Origin of the sequence: Flavobacterium sp. (assembly GCF_040402955.1) — a bacterium.
Classification (GTDB): domain Bacteria; phylum Bacteroidota; class Bacteroidia; order Flavobacteriales; family Flavobacteriaceae; genus Flavobacterium.
Genome location: NZ_JBBALQ010000002.1, coordinates 109,279 through 132,436, shown reverse-complemented (window position 1 = coordinate 132,436; position 23,158 = coordinate 109,279). Strand labels below are relative to the sequence as shown.

Genomic DNA, 23,158 nt, shown 5'->3' with positions numbered 1-23,158 from the left:
GGGAATAATACATCACTTGTTCCTAAAGTAGTAACATCTGATTTATTTGCTGCGTTTTCTTTTGTATCTAAAGCTGTTTGAACTGCGGTTGAAACGGGTTTATCCGCATCGGCGGTATTGTCTACATTACCTAAACCAACTACTGATTTATCTAACGTTTGCCAAGTTTTATCTCCTCTCCAATATTGTGAAGTGGTTCCAGCAGCTATTATTGGTTCTTTTGTTAGAAGTCCAGGAACTGTTGGCAAATCTGCTGTTCCGTTTAAATCACCCGCTAATTTTATTTTACCTTTAACTGTTGTGGTAGCATCTGGAATTATAGCATTAGATATTTGAGCATCCACATACGTTTTTACTGCATTTTGTGTCGGGAATAATACATCACTTGTTCCTAAAGTAGTAACATCTGATTTATTTGCTGCGTTTTCTTTTGTATCTAAAGCTGTTTGAACTGCGGTTGAAACGGGTTTATCCGCATCGGCGGTATTGTCTACATTACCTAAACCAACTACTGATTTATCTAACGTTTGCCAAGTTTTATCTCCTCTCCAATATTGTGAAGTGGTGCCTGCTGCAATTATAGGTTCTTTTGTTAGAAGTCCAGGAACTGTTGGCAAGTCTGCTGTGCCACCTAAATCGTTAGTTAATTTTATTTTACCTTTTACAGTAGCTGTAGCATCTGGTGTTGCATTAGCAATTTGTTGAGCATCCACATACGTTTTTACTGCATTTTGTGTTGGGAATAATACATCACTTGTTCCTAAAGTAGTAACATCTGATTTATTTGCTGCGTTTTCTTTTGTATCTAAAGCTGTTTGAACTGCGGTTGAAACGGGTTTATCCGCATCGGCGGTATTGTCTACATTACCTAAACCAACTACTGATTTATCTAACGTTTGCCAAGTTTTATCTCCTCTCCAATATTGTGAAGTGGTTCCTGATGCAATTATAGGTTCTTTTGTTAGAAGTCCAGGAACTGTTGGCAAGTCTGCTGTTCCACCTAAATCGTTAGTTAATTTTATTTTACCTTTTAGGGTTGTGGTAGCATCTGGAGTTGCATTGTTAGCAACAAAAGTTTCAACCGCTGAAACACTAGGATATGATGTAGTTGAACCTGAATTTGAAGCAATATTTGAAGTTAAATTCGCTGTTGTTTGCGCACCAGTTACATCTACAACAGGAATTGAATTGACTGCTGTCATAGGATTAACTCCATTGCCTTTAACATATCCTGTTAAAGCTGTTGCTCCTGTTCCACCGTTTGGCACAGAAATTACTTCACCTATTTTAGCGTTTGTAACGGAGCCATTTGCCAATTTTTGAGTTGTAACTGCATTATCTGCAATTTTAGTTGTAATAATTCCTAAATCTTTTACTTTAAATGGACTAGCCGATGTTCCTGCGCCTTCGATAGAAGTCATGTCGGCAACAGCACCTAAAGAGGCACTGTTTATCCAAGCCACATTTCCTGAGGCGTCCGTTATTAAAACGGTATTATTTGTGCCGGGAGCTATTTTAATTGGTGTTACTGCGCCATTTAAAATTTTAGCAGAAGTAATGGCGTTATTAGAAATAATAGGGGCTGTTGCCGTTGTGCCAATACCGCCTAAATCTCCAGATAGCTGAATAACTCCTGTACTTATTGTGGTGGCTTCCTTAACATTAGCATTTGCGGCATAAAAAGCAAATGGTACATAAGTAAATGGTTGATTGCTAATTTCATTATAATAAGTACAATTTGCATTAACATCTAAATCAACTTTTAAATTTTTAGCTGTATTATTCCATAGTATATTGGAAAATGAAGAAGCATATCCACCGATTTGATTACCTGTTCCTATAATTAAATTTACGATACCATAAGCATCAGTAGTTATTTTGTGTGTTTCAATATACTCTAAATTGGTGTTTGAATCTAGAATAGAAAACTTCAAACAAATTAACTTATTTGATAAAGGTACATTGTTATTGTTTACCCCTGGTAATTGTTCTCCTGAAGGGTTAATAATTAATGCTTGATACGAAATACCATTTTGTGAAAATGCTAGTATCGATATAAAAAACGTAATTATCAAGTATACTTTTTTCATAATTAAAAGTGTTTAATTAATGTATTATTTGGTAGATTTTGGGAAATTTTACAAATTATTTTTTTATGATTTTTGCTGAATGAATAAATTTATCTGATGAAAGTTTGACTAAATATTCAGCTGTTGAAAGATTCAGTAGATTTAACTTAATTGAATTATTTTCATTTTTAATATCCTCAGAGTAGACTAAACGACCTAACACATCAAAAACATAAGCTGAAATTTTTTCTCCTGGAGAAGTTGAAAATGAAAAATTTATTTCATTTACAAATGGATTTGGATACGTAATTGTGGCAATAGAAATCGTATTCTGTTCTAAAATTTTAGCCCAATTACTTTGTTGGAAACCTTGCTGAACAACATAACCATTTGACGAAGTTCCCGTTACGGACTGTTGACCAACTGAATATCTAACCAATTGCCCATTAGTTGTTGTAACAGAACCTCCTTGTGCGCTGATCATTTCGTGATGAAGCTGTTGAGCAACAACGATTTTACTTATAAAAAATAAAAATATAATATAGAAAATTCGCATTGTTAAATAGATTAAATAAAAATTAACTGCAAATATAAATAGTATTCTTTAATTAATTAACAAATAAAAGTTGTTTTTTATGTAGAATTTGTTCTACAGGAATATTTAATGATTTGAAATACAGCATATTAAAAAATATAAACAAAAAAAGTGAGCCCAATGGACTCACTTGTATTAAACAAAAATGTGATCAGTTTTATTACTGATATCTGTAAGTAAATCGTACTTTATTTCCTACCGGAGTCCCGTTAGCATCGTACTGATATGCTTCAAAAACATAATCAACTGCAGTTGCAGGAGGATTAGGTATTGTAGTATTATAAATTTTATAATCTTCAATAATTCCAATAGTTCCATTTGCTGGTACAGTTATTATTGGCTCCGAACTTAATGGATAGGAATAACCCGTAGAAATTGAAGACAAACATTGCGCCCCAATACAAATACTTAAATAACTGGTGTCAGGAACACCACTAAAAGAAATAAACTTAACTTTTGTGTTTATTGGAGCAGCAGACGTATTTTTAAAATAAAATTTTAACATATGTGCATAAAGATTTCCTTGTATAGGTCCAATCTGATTAAATATTACTACATCACCATCTTTAATTTCAGCTCCAGTAGTTTTATTAAAAACTTTAAGTGCCGTATTTGCAACTGGTTCTGGTGTTTGAGCATCGTCTTTACTACAGCTAATAGCTGTAATAACAGCGAATAAAAGGATTGCAATTTTTTTCATGGTTTTTTATTTAATTATTCAATTATTATTTTTTTGGTTTGCTCTCCTAATTCGTTACTCAATTTTAATAAGTAAAGTCCTTTTTGAAGTTGGGTTAAATTTAAAGTAGTTTGGTTGTTAATGTTTAACATTCTGAAAACTTCTTTACCTGTAACGTCAATTGCAACAACATCTGTTGGTAGTTGCGTACTGATTATAAAAATACCATTTGAAGGATTTGGATATAACGTAATTTCATTTGTAGTAAAGTTTTCTACACCAAGAATATTAGCCACTTGGAAAACTTTTGATTCTGAAGATCCGAAAGCTCCGCCCTCAATACCTGGAATTACAACTGCATTTGCAAGTACTTGATAAGAACCAACACCATAACCACTATCCATACCATCTCCGAAAGCATCGTTAATAATAAACTTGTAACAATCAAAAGGTAATGTTAAGTTAATGTCTGGTTGAGGATATTCTCCAGAAGTAGCTGCATCTGTATAGGTTGGACTTGTTGCCATAGGTGTATTACTTGAATTTAATAACTGCCATGACGTTTCTGAACCATATCGATCAAGTGTAATTTTAATTGTAATATTAGTATTTGTAGTTACAGCTGCTTTTGCAAAAGTAACAGAACCAGTGTTATCAGATACATTTGCGTCTGCAGGAATCGAAACATTTAAAACATTACTATTTATCAAATTATACGTAATTGCAGGTAAAGTAACCGATTCTTTTGCAAATGAAACTAAATTACCCGTCCAGTTATAAATTTGTGGTGTGCCACCATTTATACTGTATGTAATTGGCAACGTAGTTAAAGCGTTTTGCCCGTAATTTTGTATTTTAATTTTTGGTGCGATTGATGCTGCACATTGATTTTCGATACTTTCAACTTCTTTCAATTTCACATCACTTGTAGCTAACCCTGTATAAGTTGGAACTGCGCCGTTACCTGAAATAATTTTTTGCTGTGTTTCAGCCATAAAAGCAACAATTTCAAATTCGCCCATTTCAGCGATGATATTATTATAATCAGCTGGAATGGTATACGTATACGTTCTTGTTACAAAAGTACCGGCTGTTGTTGTATTTATAGTCTCACCCCATTGACCTGTCAACATATGAATTAATCTGTGTTGGTGATTGTAATTATCTCCTTGATTTCCTCCAACTTGAGCGCCTGTAGTGTTGTTTTGTAATAACGCAACATTTAATTTATTGGTAGTAACTGGACTAGAACCCGTATAATAAGCCTCAACAAGTACAGTTAATAATCTAGTAGTTGCATTAATAGTAGCTGTAGTCGCCACATTTACATAAGAAGACTGGGCTACAGTCTGATTTGAAGCAGCAGTCCAAAAATTTCTACTCATCGCTGTACCTGTTGTACCGTTTTGAGCACTACCAGTAAACACAGTGCGATTCAGTGTTCCAGCTGGATAACCGACTAATCCGGTTTGATTCACTATAGCTGTTCCAAACGGAGTTCTAAAGTCTGGTTGGCCGGCACTTGGTGTAGCATAACCCCCAACGTGAATATTAATTAAAAAAACATTAGTTGGATTTGATGCTTTAATGGCATTTGCTATTGTATGCCCTTGAGGACAATACACACAATTAACGCCTGTAAATTCTTCAAGAATAACCTTTTTATTCTGAGGGGTTGTTTGAACTATAGTTTGCGCATTCATCTGAAATCCAGCAAACAATAATGTAATTAAAGTAATTTTTTTCATAGTATTGGTTTTGTAATTTAATACAATACTAATAAAAATATTTTGAAAACCAACTAGTTAAACTAAAAAAATTAATTAAAATGATATATTATCATGAAAAAAGGGTAAATATCACTATAAAAATGGCAAAATTTCATTTTTTAATTTATCGTATTCCCCTTGAAGAATTAATCCGTTATCTAGCAATTTTTTATAATTATTAAGTTTATCAAATAATTCCTCGTTAGAAAATTCGGAAAGCTTTTTTTAGTGCGATGGAAGAGGTTCTTCTAATTCTGTGTCCTGAACAGCAGGAATAATCTCAGCAAAATGCGTTACCTCTTCTGTTTGAACATCTTCTACTTCAACCGTTATATTTGAAACTGGATTTATATTTTCCGAAGCGCCATTTTTCAAAATATCCAATTGTTCTTTAGCATACGTATATAATTTACGTGCTTGGTTTTTTGGTAAATATTCTACCGTGTGTGTTAAATCGGTTTTCGTTGAAAAAGAAAAATCTGACCCTAAAAAACCTTCTTTTACAAATGTTCCTGCAATATCATACCAATCGTAATCCATAAATTCCATAGATAACCCTAAATTTTTGGGTTTGCATAAAATAATACGTTTGTTAGTCACTACAATACTATCTGGAAAAACGGTAATTGCAGGTTTTTTCTGAACTGCTATGTATCCCACTTCTTCATTAGACATTAATAAATTTTCTAATTTAGACGTAATTTTTTCAATCGCTTTTGGGTCTTGGTCTTCGTTTAATATTTTTTTTAAATTATCAATCATTTTGTTTAATTTATAAGTTGATGGATTAAAAGTTTTAAAGATAGCATCAAAAGTAATACCTAATTTTCATATTCTTGAATTTCAGATTGATTTTTTTTAGTCAAACTCTTAAAAACCAAATCATAAGAGTCATTAATTAACTGGCACATCATTTTTTCATTTACATCAGAATAAAAATCTATCGTATTCCAATGTTTTTTACTCATATGATATCCCGGATGTATGGCTTCATATTCTGCTCGAAGTACTTCTGCGTAGTCTGGATCGCATTTTAAATTTAGACTTGGTTTGTTGCTTTCCCATTGTTTTAGGGACGTCAGACAGAACATTTTTCCGCCTACTTTAAACACTAAAGTATCTTCATCGAAGGGAAAATGTTCGGTTGCTCCTTTTTTAGACAGGCAAAAATCGTATAGTTGTTGAATATTCATAATTTCAAAAATATATGAATTTTATGAATTGTTGAACTTGTTTTAAATTTAAATACGTTAATTTTATTTAATAATAACTTTTTTAACTAAAAAATGCAAAACCATATAACTAAAAATCAGCTTTTTAATGTTTTTTCTTCTGTGAATTCTAAAGAAATTCCGTTTATTAATCAAGAAGAATATTTGGTTGACGGAGCTTTCAAATCTTGGAATGGTCCTTTCAACGAAATTCATGCTGCAATTTGCAAACCATCGTCTGATGAACAATTAGAACGTATTTTAATTGGAAAAATACCAAAAACAGGTTTGCCTGAAGCAATTGAATGTTTAGAAAGTGCAGAAAGAGCATATGATAATGGTTTTGGAGAATGGCCTATGTTTTCGGTTGAAAAAAGGATTTCTCATGTGGAACATTTTGTAGGCGAAATGTTGAAATTGAGAACAGAAGTAGTAAATTTATTGATGTGGGAAATTGGGAAATCTGAAAAAGATTCTGAAAAAGAATTTGACAGAACCATTAAATACATTTACGACACCATTGAATCTTTAAAAAAATTAGAACGAAAATCGGCTACTTTTACTATTGAAGAAGGCGTTATTGGTCAAATTCGTCGTTCGCCTTTGGGCATAACTTTGTGTATTGGCCCTTATAATTATCCATTGAATGAAACATATACTTTGTTAATTCCAGCCTTAATTATGGGTAATGTAATTTTATTTAAACCGCCAAAACACGGGTGTTTGTTGCATTACTGTTTATCAAAAGCCATAGAAAAAAGTTTTCCAAAAGGAGTTGTAAATTATCTTTACGGAAAAGGGAGTGAAATTATTGAACCGTTAATGAATACAGGCAAAATTAATGTTTTAACCTTAATTGGGTCAAGTAAAGTAGCGTCTGACATTAAAAAAGCACATCCAAAAGTAAACCGATTACGAGCTATTTTGGGATTGGATGCTAAAAATCCAGCGATTGTTTTAGAAAATGCCAATATAGAAAATGCTATAGAAGAATGCCTTTTAGGAAGTTTGTCTTTTAATGGACAACGCTGTACCGCCTTAAAAATATTGTTTGTTCACGAAAATATCAAAGATGAATTTATAAAAAAATTCTGCGAAAAAGTGGATACTTTAAAATTTGGAATGCCTTGGGACGAAAAAGTGCAAATTACGCCTTTGCCAGAGGAAGAAAAATTCAAATATTTAAATGATTGCATAGCCGATGCCGAAAATAAAGGTGCGAAAATTATGAATGAAAATGGCGCCATCCAAAATGGTACTTTGTTTTTCCCAGCGGTACTATATCCAGTTATTGAAGGGATGAAATTGTATCGCGAAGAACAATTTGGACCAATTGTACCTATTGTTTCATTTAAAGAATTACAAGAACCGATTGATTATATGATTACATCAAATTTTGGACAACAAGTGAGTATTTTTGGAACGGACACCCACGAAATTTCGCATTTAATTGATGGGTTAGTCAATCAAGTTTCTCGTGTAAACCTTAATGTTCAGTGTCAACGTGGTCCGGATACGTTCCCTTTTACAGGTCGAAAAGATTCTGCGGAAGGAACACTTTCGGTTTATGATGCACTTCGATCTTTTTCGATACGAACCGTTGTTGCCACCAAAGAAAATAAGGACAACAAAGCCATTATTAATAAAATTGTAACTGAAGGAGAGTCAAACTTTTTATCTACGAAGTTTATTTTTTAAATTTTAGATGTATTTCTAAAGTAATTGAAAATTAATGAATTGCATATAAAACTGGTTTGCTCGGACTTGCATCATTTTCAAAAGAGGCAATTTGCAAATTCAGTAAATAGGTGCCTTCAGAAACGGAATCGTGTACATAAATTAGTTCTGTGATTGTGCAATCTAAACGAGCATGATCGTTTAAAATTGTCGTGTTTTTTACATTCCAAAACGCTTTATGTGCTAATAATTTGCCTTCATCTTCTTCTCTATCTACACTTGGTAAATCTATAAGAAGGTGTTTAATTCCGATTTCTCTAATATAAATTGCCGATTCTTCTAACAAATAAGGCGGATTGGTATGCGAATAATTCTTTGATTTTTTTTCTGAAATATTTGGAAGTGTACGAATAATTATCGCTTCAGGCGTTTTCCCATTTAATGAATTTTCAATTTGTTTTTTAGTAATGACAAAATCGCCATTTCTTTCTTCGGGCGAAATAGAAACTAGTTCTGCCATGAAAAAAAACTGTTTTAAACACTGATTGATAGAATAAAATTCGTTGGTTATATGTCCTAAACACTCTGTATGCGTGCCATGTCCGTGTGGATTAAAAAATATATTGTTGAAATTTGTAGCACTTCCTTCCGAAACTTTTCCTGTCCAATTTTCAAAAGTTACAGGTTCAATTACCGGTTTTTCAATATACCAAGCAATCGGATTGGCAGCTGTATTAGATAAAGGCAAAGAAATATCAATGGGTTTTGATAAGTCGATATTGAAGTTGTTTATAGTAGCTTTCATTTTTAGCACACGGATTTAACTGATATTTTATTGCAGATTTACACAGATTTTTACAATCCGCATTGTTTGCATCTGATTAATCTGCGTACCAATATCAGTCCAAATTTAACAAAAACAAATCACTTGCAATACCATCGCTTAAAAATTTTCCTTTTTTAGTGGTTTTTAAAATATTATTTTCAACTTCTAACAATTTATCTGAAATATATTTTTCTGCTTGTTGGTGCAAATACTCTAAATAGCTACTTCCAAATTCGGTTTCAATTCTTTCTAAAGAAACGCCCCAGATGGTTCGTAAACCCGTCATAATATATTCATTATACTGATCCGTTTTTGATAAAATTTCGATTTCTGATGGAACTTTATTTTCTGCAAGTGCTTTCAAATACATTGAATTATTTGACACATTCCAACTTCTACTTTTCCCATTAAAACTATGTGCAGACGGACCGATTCCAATGTATTTTTTACCTAACCAATAAGCTGTGTTATTTTTTGAAAAATAATCTGGTTTACCAAAGTTCGATAATTCGTAATGCACAAATCTTTTTTCTTGCAGTTTATCTATTAAAATATGAAAATGTTGTTGCGCTAAATCGTCATCTAAATTAGAAATAGTTCCCAATTTTATCATTTTATGCAATGCCGTTTTGGGCTCAACCGTTAAGGCATAACTGGAAATATGTGGAATATTAAAACTTAGTGCCGTTTCTATATTTTGAAGCCATTTTTCGTTACTCATATTTGGCATTCCGTATATTAAATCAATAGATATATTGTCGAAATGTTGTGTAGCAAATGCTAAACATTTTTTGGCTTCTTCCGAATTGTGTGCGCGATTCATCAGTTGCAAATCGTCTTCAAAAAAAGATTGAATACCAATGGATAAGCGATTTATTGGTGAATTAGCAAATTGAAGAATCGTTTCTTCATCTAAATCGTCTGGATTAGCTTCTAAAGTAATTTCTGGATTCTCAATTACATTGTAATTTCTGTAAACGGAATGAATCAAAAATCGTATATCGTCAATCGACAAAACGCTTGGAGTTCCTCCTCCAAAATAAATGGTTTCTACCACTTCGTTTTGAAATTCGTCTTTTCGAAGTTCCATTTCTTTCGCCAAAGCCAACACCATTTCTTCTTTCTTATTCATTGAAGTAGAAAAATGAAAATCGCAGTAATGACACGCTTGCTTGCAAAAAGGGATGTGAATGTAGATGCCGCTCATTTAAAAGTGTTCCGTTTAAATTAGAAAATTTGATAATGTGATACTTCTATTTATTTCTTTTCTAATTGACCCATTTTCTCATTTTCTAATTTTATCTTCATTATTCTTCACAAAAGCATCCCAACCAGTATAACTTGTTGTTCCCACTACTTTTCCAGTATTAAAAAAATGACAAACCGCAGCGGCTAAACCATCTGTAGAATCGAGGTTTTTTGGTAACGTTTTAAGTCCTAAAAGTTGTTGTAGCATTTTGGCTACTTGTTCTTTACTGGCGTTTCCATTTCCTGTAATGGCCATTTTTATTTTCTTGGGTTCGTATTCGGTAATTGGAATTTCTCTTGATAAACCTGCCGCCATTGCTACTCCTTGTGCTCTTCCTAATTTTAGCATCGATTGTACATTCTTTCCAAAAAACGGCGCTTCAATGGCAATTTCATCAGGATGGTACGTGTCAATTAATTCGATAGTTCGCTCAAAAATTCGTTTCAACTTCATATAATGATCGTCCATTTTATTAAGTTGTAATTCGTTTAACTGAATAAACTCCATTTTTTTATTGACTACACGAATGAGTCCGAAACCCATAATAGTAGTTCCTGGATCGATACCGAGTATGATGCGTTCGTTTGACATATTTTTTACACAGAGATTCACAAAGTCAGTCGCAAAGTAACGCTAAATTATTTGTGTCTCTCTGAGATACTTTGTGTAACTCTGCGAAATAACTCTTAATTTTCTTTTCTTTGCAAAATGATTTCAAACAAAACTAAACAATATCTCACACTTATAATAAAACTGACTATTGTTTTTAGTGCTTTTTATTTCATTTATGAAAAATTAGCAAATGATGACAAGTTAAGTTGGAATCAATTTTCAGGAATCTTGCAAGAAAAATTTACAATTACGTGGTTAATTTTTATGTTAGGATTTAGTGTTATAAACCGGTTTTTAGAAATTTTGAAATGGAAAAATTTAGTTGAAGTAGTTGAAAGAATTTCGCTTTACACGGCTACAAAACAAGTTTTAGCTGGTGTAACTGCAGGATTATTTACTCCAAACGGAATTGGCGAATATGCTGGAAAAGCGCTTTATTTTCCAAAATCTGAAACCAAACGAATATTATTTTTAAATGTAATTTGTAATGGAATTCAATTAATTATTGCTATTTTATTCGGGTTAATCGGTCTTTTATATTTGGGCTATACGTTTTACTTTATTGTGCTTGTAACCATCGTTTTCTTAATTGGTGTTTTTATGTTTTTGACAAAAAATGCTAATATAAAAGGCTATTCAATAAAATTACTTTTAGAAAAAATTGGCGAAATACCTAAAAAAATTCATCGAAAAAACATAGTGTTAGCTTTTGCGAGATATATAACTTTTTCGCATCAATATTATTTTTTGTTTTTGTTATTTGGTGTGAAAATTGATTACTTTACGTTAATGGCTACAATAACTGCAGTATATTTTATTGCTAGTTCTTTACCGTCTTTTCAATTTTTAGATTTTGTAGTAAAAGGAAGTGTCGCCATTTGGTTTTTCAATAAATTAAATATTGACGACTATATTGTTTTATTCATCAGTACTTTTATGTGGCTGGCAAATATAGTATTACCTGTATTAATTGGAAGTTATTTTGTATTGATTTTTAAACCGAAAAAAATATAACTTAAGTAAGCTTATTCTCCTTTCTGTAAGACTACGGGTAATTGAAATTCTGTTTTTACAGGCACTCCTCTTTTTATGGCAGGATTAATTTTAGGGAAGTCGGTTAATCGCAATTGAAAAATACTATCTAATTGAATTTTATTATAGGCAATTGAATCCGAAATAATAGCTTCAAAATTTACATCCGAATTTGAAGAAATAATTACTTTTACTTGAATGGTATCTAATTGCGGAAACAATTTAGCGATACTATCATCTTTCAATTTAGAATGTAATTGATATGACAATGTTTCATAAAAACAACTTTGTTTACTGTACGTATCAGATAAAGAATCGCAAGCTGTAAATGAAGGAAATTCATCTACTTGTTTCCAATTTATTTTTTTAAGTTCTTGTTCTAATAATACGTTTTCATCCGGCACTTTCTTATCGAAAAATTGACACGATTGCAATAAAAATATTAGAAAAAAAGCAATTACTTTATTCATTTTGATTTTCAACTATTTAGATTTTCAAAAATACAATATTATAGAATATCTTTTATTGATTTTCTCTGTTTTTATTCTAACACATAAAATTTCTCATAATTAGATATAAAAAAATCCCGAACGAATCGGGATTTTTAATGTTTTATAAAGATTATTTTTTTACAATCTTATGAATACTTCTTTGATTATCAGCTGAAATAACTTCCAACAGATATAATCCTGGAGTATAATTAGTTAAATCAAGTTCTGTAGTAGAAACCGTTACTTTTTTGTTGGTAAGTATTTTACCTAATAAATCGTAAACATTTACTTCAGAAATAGTTTGATTGTTTTTAGATTGAATATTCAAAATTGAACTTGTTGGGTTTGGATATACCATAAACTCATTGGTATTAAATGATTCTGATTCTAATAACGCCACAAATTCAGTCGTAAACGTATTCGTTACAATAGCTGGGTTGTAGTCAAAATAGATAGATGCTACATTTGGAATAATATCTCCAACTGCATACCCCGCTTTTGGTTTGATTTTGAATGTTACATATCCTTTTCCGATGGTAGAATTGGCAACCGAAACTGGTAATTGAATGTTATTAAATTTCCAATTTAATTCTGTACCTACTCTATCTAATTCATAAGCATGACTTGAACTAATCATTGATAAAGTACTCTCATCTAATTTGTTATTTAAAACATCATTGATTCTAACATTAATAGCACTAGCATTACCTGTATTTTCAAATCGAATAGTATAGTATAAATAATCATTAGAGGTAAAACTTGAATGTAATATTTGAGGTCCACGTGCTTCCATTTTATCATTTGGATCGTAAGCATTTACAACCATTTGAGTTAATGTATTACTATTGTTTTCAAGAACCACATCTCCAGCAGTTGGAACAATTGAAGCTTGACTTACTAAGTAATCGCCAGCATTTACTGTTGGAATAGTTGGCACTAACATAATAACGTTAATTGTTCTAACTTCAAAAGGTAATAAGTTAGTGAAGTTATAAGTAAATCCTGTTGTTGAACTAGTTGAAGCTGGAGTAGTTGAAACTAAAGTTACAGCTGAAGGTTTTGTAAACGTAACCGTTCCAGAGGGAATAGTTTGGTTTCCTAAATTGGCATAAACAATTCTATTTATGTAATTGAATCCTGGTCTTGGTGCATTAAAGGGAACAACAGCAACTCCTAAATCATTATAATTTTGAAGCGATGTTACTGGAAAGTTATAAGTTGTCATTCCAGCTCCTGTTGGTGTTAAATTTAAAAACTGAGAAGGATTTACATTATACATAGTTGCATATGATGGGTTTACTACAAAAGAAACATCATATGAATTCGTAGGAACCATGTCATAAATACTAAATAATCCTGTTGGGGCAATTATATTATGAACTACTCCATTATCATTTTTCTCATGTGTAAACTTTCCTAAAGGAAAATTCACTTCTCCTGAATCTTTTGTGCCGTTATTATTTGCATCTAAAAAGGCATTAAATGTAAAACCAGTACAGTTTATTACACCAGTAGAAGTTGACAAATTATTAATAGTTACAAATCCATTTTGATTTGAGAAATTAGTAACCATCATTAAATAATATTGTCCCGCCTGTGCATTTTGAATAATAGGATACTCTGTAGGAGAAGCGGAATAACTACAACTTACAATGTTATTTGGACCCACTAAGTTACAACTTGAAGTACCGCTAGTAAAAGGACCATAAATGATATAATCAACGTCTTGATTGTTATAACTAGGCGCGTTATTTCCTTGAGTAATTATTAAATTTATATTTCCAGAAGCGCTAATAGGTAAATAGAACCAATTAGGATTTGGTGTAGTATTTAAACATCCTGAAGTACCAGTACTAGCAACGCTTATTGTGTTTGTAAATGGTACACCTAATGAATTACACAATAAATTAGCATTTGCACAAGATGAAGCTAAATTACAATTAGATTGTGCAAAAACAGTTCTTGGATAGATTTTATCACATGCATCACCAATAATTTCTCTTATAAAAATTGTACTGCTTAATGCCGAAACAGGAACTACAAAATTAGTAGCTGGCGTTAAAGGATTCACTTGGTTTTGCGCCGCAGTTAATGTTGGGTAATATACTAATATATTATTGGTATTAATTACTGCTTGTGAAGACGTTAAATCAAAAACCACTTGTAAGTCGTTATTATCATCACATTGCACCATTGGGTTTAAGGCTGGCATAACTTGATAATCTACAGCATTTAATGTAAAACCGTTAATTTGCATCATATTTCCAGAAGAAATTTCAGTAACTCTTGAAAAAACAGTGTAACTTCCTTGGTTCACACAATGTGGACTTACTAAAGGATTGGTGCCAGAAACAGCATCTGCTTGAGAAGAATGATACGTTACCGCATATAAATTTGGAGATTGATTAGCTAAAATATTTTGTGTATTACTCGCTAAATTGAAACATCCGAATCCGTTTGTTACACAAGCCGTCATGCTTTGAGGTTGTCCAAATTGAAGTGGACAAGACGCGGTTGTAAAAGTAACTAAAACACTTGGCGAACTATTCACGTTGGGTGAACAAACAGAAACAATTTGAGCCGAACAAGTCGTTCCACATGGTAAACCTGTTAAAACATATGGACTTGTTTGTGTGGCAAAATTACCAGCAACAACAGTTCCATTCATAAACAACTGAATGTTGTAGGTTGAAGGAGAAGTGGTGTTCTGAACCCAAGAAAGTGTTGCGGAATTGTTTGTAATATTTGACACAAAAACATTTGTTGGTGGCAAACATTGAGCGCTTACAACGTTAATTGTTAGACTCAAAAGAACTAATAATACAAGTAATTTTTTCTTCATTTTATATATTTTAAATTAGTTTTAAATATTTAAGTGGATAAATATAAATAAATTAATCGAAATATGACAATTTATGTAGAATAAATTAGACAAAATGAAAAAAAACTTAGAAATAGAATTTGAAACTTTTTCAATAAAAGAAATTGGGTGTGTTTAAAATCAAAAAAGCCATCCACAAAAGTGGAAAGCTTTTCATTGGTCTAACTACTAAACCTTTGTCCGCCAAGGCGGACTAAACAACACAACTACGTTTCTCTTGAAGAATCAAGATATTTGGGCAAAAAAGCATTCTAATTTCTTAGAATGCTTCCCAAATGTTGCGGTCTGGACGGGACTCGAACCCGCGACCCCCTGCGTGACAGGCAGGTATTCTAACCAACTGAACTACCAAACCGTTGCTGTAATGCGAGTGCAAATATACTACAGTTTTTGAAACTTACAAATATTTTAATAAAAAAGTTGGAAATAAAAACTACAACTTATCCAAACTTCTGTTTTTCAATTAAATATGTAGTTAGTATTTTTTCGAAATTTTCATCAACAGAAACCGGAACATATTTTATTTTATAAGATGCACAGGTATTTGATATGTTTTCAAAATAAGAATTCACTACTTTTTCGTAATTTTCTTTCATGTTTTCGGCAAATAAATTCACTTCTTCACCTGTTTCCATATCAATAAATTTCCTTGGCGTGTTATCGAAATTAAAATCTAACTCTGTTTTTTTATCATAAACGTGAAACAAAACCACTTTATGTTTGTTGTGTTTTAAGTGTTGTAAAGCACTAAATAGTTTTTCATTATCTTGGTCGATAAACATATCTGTAAACAAAACAATCATCGAACGACGGTGCACTTTTTCAGCAATTTGATGGAGAAACGTAATCGTATCTGTTTTTTTAGATTCTTTTGAATCGTTTAATATGTTTTCAAACTGATTTAAAATCATTCTATGATGGCGTTCACTTCCTTTTTCTGAAGCGTAATATTCATACGTATCAGAATATACAGAAACCCCAACCGCATCGCGTTGTTTCTTTAATAAATTCATCAAAACAGCGGCTGCTAAAACAGAAAATCCAATTTTATTTTCAGAAAAATTTTGATTCGGTTTTAATTTTGGATAATGCATCGATGAAGAATTATCTATAATTAGATGACATCGTAAATTGGTTTCTTCTTCAAATTTTTTAGTATATAACCTATCTGTTTTGGCAAATAACTTCCAATCTATATGTTTGGTACTTTCGCCTTGATTATAAATTTTATGTTCGGCAAATTCGGCAGAAAACCCGTGAAACGGACTTTTATGCATGCCAGAAATAAAGCCTTCAACAATTTGATTAGCTAAAAGTTCTAAATTCTTGAATTGGGATATTTTTTCTAGTTGCGATTCTAAATTCATATCGTAAATATAAGAAAAGATTTTAAATTCTGAATGAAAGTTATTTGTTAAAAAAAAGGCTCAACTTGCGTTGAACCTTTTATAATATGTGTTTTCTATAAATTATAGTAAAGCGTCTATTGCGTCAGTATAGGTTTTCTTAGGAGCTACTCCTACTTGTCTTCCAACTACTTCTCCATTTTGAAACATTAATACTGTTGGGATGTTTCTTACGCCGTATTTTGCGGCAAATTCTTGATTTGCATCAACATCTACTTTACCAACAACTGCTTTTCCTTCGTATTCTGTAGCTACCTCATCAATAACTGGCCCAACCATTCTGCAAGGTCCACACCAAGCTGCCCAAAAATCTACTACAACTGGTTTGTCTGATTTTAATACTACTTCCTCAAAAGTAGCGTCTGTAATTGCTAATGCCATATTTTTATATTTATTTTTTTATACTGTAATTATTATACTGCGAAAGTAGAAAATATATTTAAGCTATGAAAAAAAATATGATTTCTTTTACCTATTTGAGAATTAGAAAAATCAATTTATAGGTTTTTTAACACTGCAAGCAACAAATCGCCTTTTAATCTTTTGGTGTAATTTGGATTGATATACATAAATTCAATTTCTCTGTTTTCATTTAAAACATAAACGGTTGGAACAGGAAGAAATCCTGGATTTTTGCCTTCAGAGTATTTTTCTAATTTTGGTTTTTCTCTTTTAAAAGCAACACCTAACGCCTGAGAAAACGCTCCGTCACTATCAGAAAACAATTGATAATTTAATTTATCTTCTGTTGTAGTTTCTTTTAAAAACTTTGGCGAATCTGGACTTATGGCTACAATTTGGTAGCCCAATTCAATAATTTGACTTTCAATTTCTTGCATATCCATTAGTTGGGCGTTGCAATACGGACACCAACCCCCTCGATAAAGTATTAAAACTGTTTTTTTATTAAATATTTCCGAAGTTGAAACCAACTGATTATCAACAGACATTATATTTTGTTTTGGAATTTTTTCTCCAATTAATAATGGCGATATTGCGTCAGAAGTTTCAGCAATTTGGGCAAAACTGACTCCTGTAATAGACAACAAAATAAATAGTATTTTTTTCATTAGTTACGTAAGTTAAAAAGCAAATTTGAGCATTATTTATTACAAAATATGTTAAGTAAACTACAAATTATGAATTTAATTTTACCAAAAAACTATTTCCATGCTAGTGCGAGCGTCCCGCTCTTACCCATAAACATAATCCTTTTGTTTTATTGTTTAAAAAAACATTTTTTAGGGTTTAGCTTGTTTTGTTTGCTCTCGTTTGTGGGGTAAGCATGTTTATTATAAAATATCAAGATAATATGGATTATTTACAGAAGTTTTACCGAATTTTTTTAACAACTCAATGAAATCAACTTTATTATTGTTTTCTGAGATAAATTCTTGAACCTTTGGTTGCTTTAAAGACGGAATACGACTTGCAAAAAAAGTCCATAATTCGTTAGATTGATATTGTTTATCTTTATTTGGAAACTCAATCAATGGACGAAAATCTTGTTGCTTTTTAAACCAATCTGAGTATTCAAAAAACCAAACTCCATTTTTGTAGGATAATTTTCCGATTTCTTGATTGTTGTATTTTAAAAAAAACACAGGATTACTCTCAACTATATTCACACTATTAATAGAGTTGTTTAAAGTTGAATTGATTAGTATTTTTTTGAAAAAATTTTTCATGTTTATTTAAGTATTTGTTCTAATAGATTAAATCTTTTTTCAAGAACTATTTGAATTAATGATTTTCTTTCATTAATAAACAGTTTATCAAATTTTGTGCCTAATAAATTGACACAATTTGATAAATTTTCCTTATTAGACCATATTGCAACATGTTCTTCATTGAGATAATTATTTGCTTTCAAGTATTTAATTAAATCAAAATGATTACACTTTGAGTTATTTGGAATACTTATTTTTGGCACTGAACTTAAAACGTATTTATCCAATTGTTTATTGTTTGGATTATTCAATTCCTGATGCAAATATACAACATTTTTATCAGATTTGTTCCAAAATAATCCACGTGCAGAATGATAAACTGGTGAGAAGTTTGGTTTATGTTTATTTTTAATATGTGAAATTACACCCCAATTGTAATAATGCCTGTCATTGTTTCCTGTAAATGCATCAAACAATAACATGTGAAAAAATGAATTCAAAATACAATCAGCATCTTGTTTGTAAATACATGTAATTGCGTTTATAACATCCAAAATATTTACATCATCTTTTAATTTTTTTTGTCTATCTAAATCATCAATCCAAGCTGTACCTTCCTCATTCATATAACTTGACAAAATATCTGCACCATGTTCTAAAATTTGCTCGTTAGTATGAAAATGTTCGCTAAGAAAACGAATATAATTTTCTGCAAATACTAATTTTGAATTAGCTATTGATATTGAAAAACATTTTCCTAAATCAGTTAATAACTGTTCGGTAATGCTTTCATTGGGATACCATTTATGACCTATTTTTGCGATGTATTTTGTCCACTTAGAAGGTTTAGCTTTTTTAACTTTACCATATTCATAAACATTAATTACATTTTTTGGCGCATCACCTCCAACAGAATCATTATTTGTGGTATAATTGTTTTTTTTGAGTACAGGAATATCTCGTGGTTGTAGTTTTAACCCGGATTGATTTACTATTTTATATTTTATAAGTTTTGCCATTTTAACTTTTCTTCCTCCATAATTAAATAACTATCAAATAAACTTTCCTTTATTTATAAGGGCTTTATGTAAATTTATTGCTTTTTTATCAAATAACCATCAAATAAGATCTTCTTATTGTTAATAACTTTTATTTCTATATCATCTAACTCTTCTTCACCACTTCAATCTCCTCTGGTGTTAACTCATACAACTGATACACCAAGTTATCTATCTCGTTTTCTAAATCACTTGTATGTGCTTTGGGGTTTTCTTTTTTGAGAGAAAGGATTTGGTCGACGAGGGTTTCTACTTCTTTTTGTTTCGTTTCAGATGGTGAAAAAATGGGCATTTTCAACAATGGCTCTTTGTCTAATTGAAAATTGTTGCCTTGCATTTTACCTTTATTTCGTAACCAAAATTCAATTAGTTTTGAATTTAATAATCCTGTTAAATATTTTTGATTTAATCTTTCAGTTTTGATTACATAAAAAGTAGCTGAAACATAACTGTCAAAATCAGTATATGAAAAAACAGGTTTTCCTGCACATTTTCTTAAAGTAATTATTTTTTCACCTTTAAAAAATCGTTCTTCTCGTGTTCTGTGCAAACCATAAGGTTTATTATCTGATGTTATTACATTTTTAAATTTATCTAAATGATTTTTTATATTTGGATAAGGTTTAATTTCACTTGGGTTTTTGAATTTTGAAGAGGTATAAATTAACCAATAATCATTTTTATTGTTAGAAAAATATCTAAAAAACTGTTCCGAAGTAAAATAAGGTTTAATAAGTTTTAACTCTTGTTCTGATAATTCTAAATTTTCTTTTTCGGTCTCACTCAATGCAAAAATTCCATCTCCAACTTTATAATCATTACCTAAAACTTCTAAGATTTTTTTATTTACAAAATCGTGATGTGGATGAATACCGTTAGCAACTTCTTTATCACTTAAAACAAAATTCCTCTTCTCAACTAATTTATTTAAAATAATGTCATTTACAGAATTAGTAAATGTTAATAATTGATTTATTGCGTTTTTTGGTACTATATTTTGTTCTAAATAAATGCAATTTTCATTTTCTGTTTTATTTAAAAGTTGTACAGCATTTTCATAAACTGGTTTGTTGGATTGTATTTTTCTATAATCAAAACTATATTTTTCAGAAATTTGTTTTTTGAAAGTCATAATCATTGTTTGAATACTTGCGGTATCAAAAACCATATAACTTCCAAAATCTATTAAACTTTCTATTTTAGATTTTGATAAAACAAAATTTCTCATTTTGCTTGCACCAGAATTTGTTGTCCAATTGTTTGGTGCAATAAAATTTAGTAATCCGTTTTCTTTTAAAAGTTTAATTCCGTCACAAGTAAACATATACCAAATATCCATTTTTCCTTGATAAACTTCATTTTCTCGTAAACCATCAAAAATATACTTTCCTTCATATTCTTTTATATACGGTGGATTACCAATCACCACATCAAACCCAATAAAATTACCTTTATCGTCTAACACTTCTGGAAATTCAAAACGCCATTCAAAGGCATTGGCATAAATGGGATTGTCTTTTAGCTGTTGTATTTCAACTTGTTTGTCATTTATAGCCGCCTCTAGTTTTTCTTTAGCTTTTAATTCTTTTTCAGTCAATTCGCTGGCAAAAACTTGGTAGGTTTGGTATTTGTCATAGAACTCGCCGTTTAGTTTTCGTAAATCGTTTTGCAACTTCGTTACACGTAAATCGGCTAGTTTGAACTCGTCTTTAAAAAGTTGCAAATTCTGTTTTAAAACGGCTTTGGCTTTTTTGTCGTTAGTTTCTTTATAAATACTAACCCATTTTTTATAATCGGTTAGTTTTTTCTGAAAACCTGTTATACGTTCAAAAACATTGTCTTTGATGGCAAATTTAGAAATCAACGAGTTGCCTGTTTTTATATTAATGTCAATATTGGGCAAAGTGTGTAATTCTGTATAATCACTTTCCTTAGTGTAATAGGCATTTTTTAATAACTCAATCCATAAACGCAATTGGCAAATCATCACTGACTTTGGGTTAATGTCCACTCCAAAAAGACAGTTTTCTATAATGATTTGTTTTTCGGTAAATAAGCAATCTTGCAACTCTTGCAACTCAGGAATAATCTTATTGTTTTGGTTTAGCGTATATTCAAATAGTTTGTCGGTTTCTTGATTTTGAATGATTAACTCGTCATTATCTAGCGTAATCGTGTATCCTAAAACACGGTTCCCGTTGGTGTACGAAAGAATTTGTAAATCGGCTTTAATGGCAATCATTTCATTGAGCGCCGAAACCAAAAAGTGTCCTGAACCTACTGCAGGATCTACTATTTTTATTTCATTTATAATACGATTGGCTTCTTGTCGCTGTGCTTTATTAGTGTAATCTATTTTGTCTTTTAGCTCATCAAAGTCTGTAATTGATTCACATTTAGGAAATTGGTTTTTAAATTTTTCCACCACGGCTTTTCGGATGGTTTCTCTACACATATACATGGTAATAAAACCTGGCGTAAAAAACGAACCGTCTTTGTAACCGTTTATTTTTTCAAATATCAAACCAAGCACTGATGCGTTTATGATTGATTTATTTTCCTCTTGAATTTTCGCATTGCTTTCGCTGGCAAAGTTGTATGCATCCAGAAATTCTAAAAGATATTTTAAACTGGTTTTAGGTTTAATAGTATCTTTTGTTCCTTTCTTTAAAACTGACTTTTTGAAAACAGGAAATTCTAATCGGTCTTTTAAATTGCTTAAAGCCAAAGCATTTTTTTCTAAATTGGTCATTTCAAACAACGAACTATTTAGATATGGAATGTCTTTGTATTTTGCTGCAATAGATGGGTTTCTGTCGGCGGTTTTTTCGGCTAACACTTCAAAAAACAATTCTTCTAATTCATCAAAATCGGTAATTTTTTCAGCTGTTAAAAAGGCATAATTTTCCTTGTCGCCACGGTGGTATTTGATTAATTGCGATTCTAATAATTTTAAAAACAAAATCCTGTTTAACCATGTGATACATAATTCTAAAGCAAGTTCATAATATTGATTTTCAGTTTCTTCATTGCTGTCATAACCAAAATATTTTTTACTTTTTAGTTTTGTTATTGTGTTTTCTATAAGCGAGCCTTCATTGCGTTCGGCTTCGTTTATTCTTCTAATGGTTTTTTTGGCAGTTTCTTTGCTTTCTTCAAGCCCAATTATATAGAGTAATTCGTTATAGAAATCGGTATTTAAGGAATTGCTGTCGTTAACAAATTTTTTGTTTAGCAAATGTTCTGGTGATAGAATTTTGTATAAATCTATTAAATCATCATCGTCATTTGGATTATCGTTGGTTATCTTATCTTTATAATCTAATAAATTAAAATAAGTGCAAGGAACTTCTTCTTTAAATTTTGCTAGATATTTAGCCGCAATTAAATCATAAAAGTGATTAGTTTTGTGACCAGAATTTTTAAAATCCAAATAGTCTTTTTTAAGTTTACTATTTCTAAAAATGTTTTTTTCAAACCAAACGCCATCAAAAATAAACCATTCGTATATATTGGTAATTACAATGTTGGTAATTTTATGATTATCATTATCAACCGTTTGACGCAGATAATACAAAACAGCTTCTTGCAATGCTTTTACATTGGCATTTTCTGCTGAAACCATATCGCGCTTTTCGGTTGGTTTTTTAAACTCTAGCAAAACGCCAACATCATCGGTAGTAGCATTTCCTAAACGAATTACTAAATCTTCTTTTTTATTAACATTTACAAGATACTTATCTTTGCAATACACGTTTTTAAACAAGTCGGCAATAACATTTTTATGATATTCTTCATCTTGTTTTTCATCAATATGATTAAATGTATTTTTTAATTCCTTTTTAAAAAGTTCAATTTGTTCGCGCGTAAGTGATTGCTTGTAATACGCTTTATTTAAACTTTTAGAAGGTTTTATTTTTAGTAGCTTCATTT

At 30.9% G+C, this 23,158-nt stretch carries 18 protein-coding genes, 1 tRNA gene and 1 pseudogene; 2 read left to right on the top strand and 18 right to left on the bottom strand.

Going from position 1 to position 23,158, the window contains the following annotated elements; genetic code table 11:
* The 6 genes and pseudogenes from ABWP78_RS01795 to ABWP78_RS01770 form a co-directional block, all read right to left on the bottom strand.
* Positions 1-2,090 (bottom strand): hypothetical protein (locus tag ABWP78_RS01795; protein WP_353168367.1); only part of this gene is annotated, 2,090 nt, incomplete at its 3' end.
* Positions 2,091-2,145: 55 nt separating this feature from the next.
* Entirely contained in the window at positions 2,146-2,625 is a 480-nt protein-coding gene (locus ABWP78_RS01790) for a T9SS type A sorting domain-containing protein (protein WP_353168364.1), read from the bottom strand.
* Between the two features lie 199 nt (positions 2,626-2,824).
* Positions 2,825-3,364 carry a hypothetical protein gene (locus ABWP78_RS01785; protein ID WP_353168361.1) on the bottom strand — a complete coding sequence of 180 codons (540 nt, stop codon included), beginning with the start codon at positions 3,362-3,364 and terminating at the stop codon, positions 2,825-2,827.
* A gap of 14 nt (positions 3,365-3,378) precedes the next feature.
* Entirely contained in the window at positions 3,379-5,091 is a 1,713-nt protein-coding gene (locus ABWP78_RS01780) for a T9SS type A sorting domain-containing protein (protein ID WP_353168358.1), read from the bottom strand.
* 114 nt (positions 5,092-5,205) lie between these two features.
* A pseudogene (locus ABWP78_RS01775) lies at positions 5,206-5,874 on the bottom strand (PH domain-containing protein).
* Between the two features lie 59 nt (positions 5,875-5,933).
* Complete coding sequence (locus tag ABWP78_RS01770) at positions 5,934-6,305, bottom strand: MmcQ/YjbR family DNA-binding protein (RefSeq protein WP_353168357.1); 372 nt, start codon at positions 6,303-6,305, stop codon at positions 5,934-5,936.
* Positions 6,306-6,398: 93 nt separating this feature from the next.
* On the opposite strand from ABWP78_RS01770, the gene ABWP78_RS01765 reads away from it, so the two are divergent.
* A complete protein-coding gene (locus ABWP78_RS01765; protein WP_353168354.1) occupies positions 6,399-8,021 on the top strand; it encodes an NADP-dependent glyceraldehyde-3-phosphate dehydrogenase in 1,623 nt (540 codons plus the stop codon).
* Between the two features lie 31 nt (positions 8,022-8,052).
* On the opposite strand, the gene ABWP78_RS01760 is transcribed toward ABWP78_RS01765, so the two are convergent.
* From ABWP78_RS01760 to ruvC, 3 genes are all read right to left on the bottom strand, one after another.
* Complete coding sequence (locus tag ABWP78_RS01760) at positions 8,053-8,805, bottom strand: cyclase family protein (protein ID WP_353168352.1); 753 nt, start codon at positions 8,803-8,805, stop codon at positions 8,053-8,055.
* A gap of 94 nt (positions 8,806-8,899) precedes the next feature.
* Entirely contained in the window at positions 8,900-10,033 is a 1,134-nt protein-coding gene (gene hemW / locus ABWP78_RS01755) for a radical SAM family heme chaperone HemW (RefSeq protein WP_353168349.1), read from the bottom strand.
* 78 nt (positions 10,034-10,111) lie between these two features.
* The gene (ruvC, locus tag ABWP78_RS01750; RefSeq protein WP_353168347.1) at positions 10,112-10,666 is read right to left on the bottom strand and encodes a crossover junction endodeoxyribonuclease RuvC; all 555 of its coding nucleotides are present in this window, start codon (positions 10,664-10,666) and stop codon (positions 10,112-10,114) included.
* Between the two features lie 117 nt (positions 10,667-10,783).
* On the opposite strand from ruvC, the gene ABWP78_RS01745 reads away from it, so the two are divergent.
* The gene (locus tag ABWP78_RS01745) at positions 10,784-11,701 is read left to right on the top strand and encodes a hypothetical protein (RefSeq protein ID WP_353168345.1); all 918 of its coding nucleotides are present in this window, start codon (positions 10,784-10,786) and stop codon (positions 11,699-11,701) included.
* An 11-nt stretch (positions 11,702-11,712) separates the two neighbouring features.
* On the opposite strand, the gene ABWP78_RS01740 is transcribed toward ABWP78_RS01745, so the two are convergent.
* From ABWP78_RS01740 to ABWP78_RS01700, 9 genes are all read right to left on the bottom strand, one after another.
* Complete coding sequence (locus ABWP78_RS01740) at positions 11,713-12,189, bottom strand: hypothetical protein (protein WP_353168343.1); 477 nt, start codon at positions 12,187-12,189, stop codon at positions 11,713-11,715.
* A gap of 151 nt (positions 12,190-12,340) precedes the next feature.
* Entirely contained in the window at positions 12,341-15,052 is a 2,712-nt protein-coding gene (locus tag ABWP78_RS01735) for a T9SS type A sorting domain-containing protein (RefSeq protein WP_353168341.1), read from the bottom strand.
* Positions 15,053-15,372: 320 nt separating this feature from the next.
* Positions 15,373-15,446: transfer RNA gene (locus ABWP78_RS01730), tRNA-Asp, on the bottom strand.
* 85 nt (positions 15,447-15,531) lie between these two features.
* Positions 15,532-16,458: a DUF58 domain-containing protein gene (locus ABWP78_RS01725; RefSeq protein WP_353168338.1), complete on the bottom strand. Its 927-nt coding sequence runs from the start codon at positions 16,456-16,458 to the stop codon at positions 15,532-15,534.
* 102 nt (positions 16,459-16,560) lie between these two features.
* Positions 16,561-16,878 (bottom strand): thioredoxin, encoded by a 318-nt coding sequence (trxA, locus tag ABWP78_RS01720; RefSeq protein ID WP_353147259.1) that lies wholly within the window; start codon positions 16,876-16,878, stop codon positions 16,561-16,563.
* Between the two features lie 116 nt (positions 16,879-16,994).
* Positions 16,995-17,567 (bottom strand): peroxiredoxin family protein, encoded by a 573-nt coding sequence (locus ABWP78_RS01715; RefSeq protein WP_353168335.1) that lies wholly within the window; start codon positions 17,565-17,567, stop codon positions 16,995-16,997.
* 222 nt (positions 17,568-17,789) lie between these two features.
* On the bottom strand, positions 17,790-18,185 hold the full coding sequence (locus ABWP78_RS01710; protein WP_353168332.1) for a HipA N-terminal domain-containing protein: 396 nt from the start codon (positions 18,183-18,185) through the stop codon (positions 17,790-17,792).
* Positions 18,186-18,187: 2 nt separating this feature from the next.
* The gene (locus tag ABWP78_RS01705; protein WP_353168330.1) at positions 18,188-19,186 is read right to left on the bottom strand and encodes a HipA domain-containing protein; all 999 of its coding nucleotides are present in this window, start codon (positions 19,184-19,186) and stop codon (positions 18,188-18,190) included.
* A 145-nt stretch (positions 19,187-19,331) separates the two neighbouring features.
* Positions 19,332-23,156 carry a type IIG restriction enzyme/methyltransferase gene (locus ABWP78_RS01700; protein ID WP_353168327.1) on the bottom strand — a complete coding sequence of 1,275 codons (3,825 nt, stop codon included), beginning with the start codon at positions 23,154-23,156 and terminating at the stop codon, positions 19,332-19,334.
* Positions 23,157-23,158 lie beyond the last annotated feature (2 nt).

What these genes read in the sequence shown, in the direction of transcription:
- ABWP78_RS01790 (WP_353168364.1), bottom strand. Translation starts at nt 2,625, where the DNA reads ATGCGAATTTTCTATATTATATTTTTATTTTTTATAAGTAAAATCGTT.
- ABWP78_RS01785 (WP_353168361.1), bottom strand. Translation starts at nt 3,364, where the DNA reads ATGAAAAAAATTGCAATCCTTTTATTCGCTGTTATTACAGCTATTAGC.
- ABWP78_RS01780 (WP_353168358.1), bottom strand. Translation starts at nt 5,091, where the DNA reads ATGAAAAAAATTACTTTAATTACATTATTGTTTGCTGGATTTCAGATG.
- ABWP78_RS01770 (WP_353168357.1), bottom strand. Translation starts at nt 6,305, where the DNA reads ATGAATATTCAACAACTATACGATTTTTGCCTGTCTAAAAAAGGAGCA.
- ABWP78_RS01765 (WP_353168354.1), top strand. Translation starts at nt 6,399, where the DNA reads ATGCAAAACCATATAACTAAAAATCAGCTTTTTAATGTTTTTTCTTCT.
- ABWP78_RS01760 (WP_353168352.1), bottom strand. Translation starts at nt 8,805, where the DNA reads ATGAAAGCTACTATAAACAACTTCAATATCGACTTATCAAAACCCATT.
- hemW (WP_353168349.1), bottom strand. Translation starts at nt 10,033, where the DNA reads ATGAGCGGCATCTACATTCACATCCCTTTTTGCAAGCAAGCGTGTCAT.
- ruvC (WP_353168347.1), bottom strand. Translation starts at nt 10,666, where the DNA reads ATGTCAAACGAACGCATCATACTCGGTATCGATCCAGGAACTACTATT.
- ABWP78_RS01745 (WP_353168345.1), top strand. Translation starts at nt 10,784, where the DNA reads ATGATTTCAAACAAAACTAAACAATATCTCACACTTATAATAAAACTG.
- ABWP78_RS01740 (WP_353168343.1), bottom strand. Translation starts at nt 12,189, where the DNA reads ATGAATAAAGTAATTGCTTTTTTTCTAATATTTTTATTGCAATCGTGT.
- ABWP78_RS01735 (WP_353168341.1), bottom strand. Translation starts at nt 15,052, where the DNA reads ATGAAGAAAAAATTACTTGTATTATTAGTTCTTTTGAGTCTAACAATT.
- ABWP78_RS01725 (WP_353168338.1), bottom strand. Translation starts at nt 16,458, where the DNA reads ATGAATTTAGAATCGCAACTAGAAAAAATATCCCAATTCAAGAATTTA.
- trxA (WP_353147259.1), bottom strand. Translation starts at nt 16,878, where the DNA reads ATGGCATTAGCAATTACAGACGCTACTTTTGAGGAAGTAGTATTAAAA.
- ABWP78_RS01715 (WP_353168335.1), bottom strand. Translation starts at nt 17,567, where the DNA reads ATGAAAAAAATACTATTTATTTTGTTGTCTATTACAGGAGTCAGTTTT.
- ABWP78_RS01710 (WP_353168332.1), bottom strand. Translation starts at nt 18,185, where the DNA reads ATGAAAAATTTTTTCAAAAAAATACTAATCAATTCAACTTTAAACAAC.
- ABWP78_RS01705 (WP_353168330.1), bottom strand. Translation starts at nt 19,186, where the DNA reads ATGGCAAAACTTATAAAATATAAAATAGTAAATCAATCCGGGTTAAAA.
- ABWP78_RS01700 (WP_353168327.1), bottom strand. Translation starts at nt 23,156, where the DNA reads ATGAAGCTACTAAAAATAAAACCTTCTAAAAGTTTAAATAAAGCGTAT.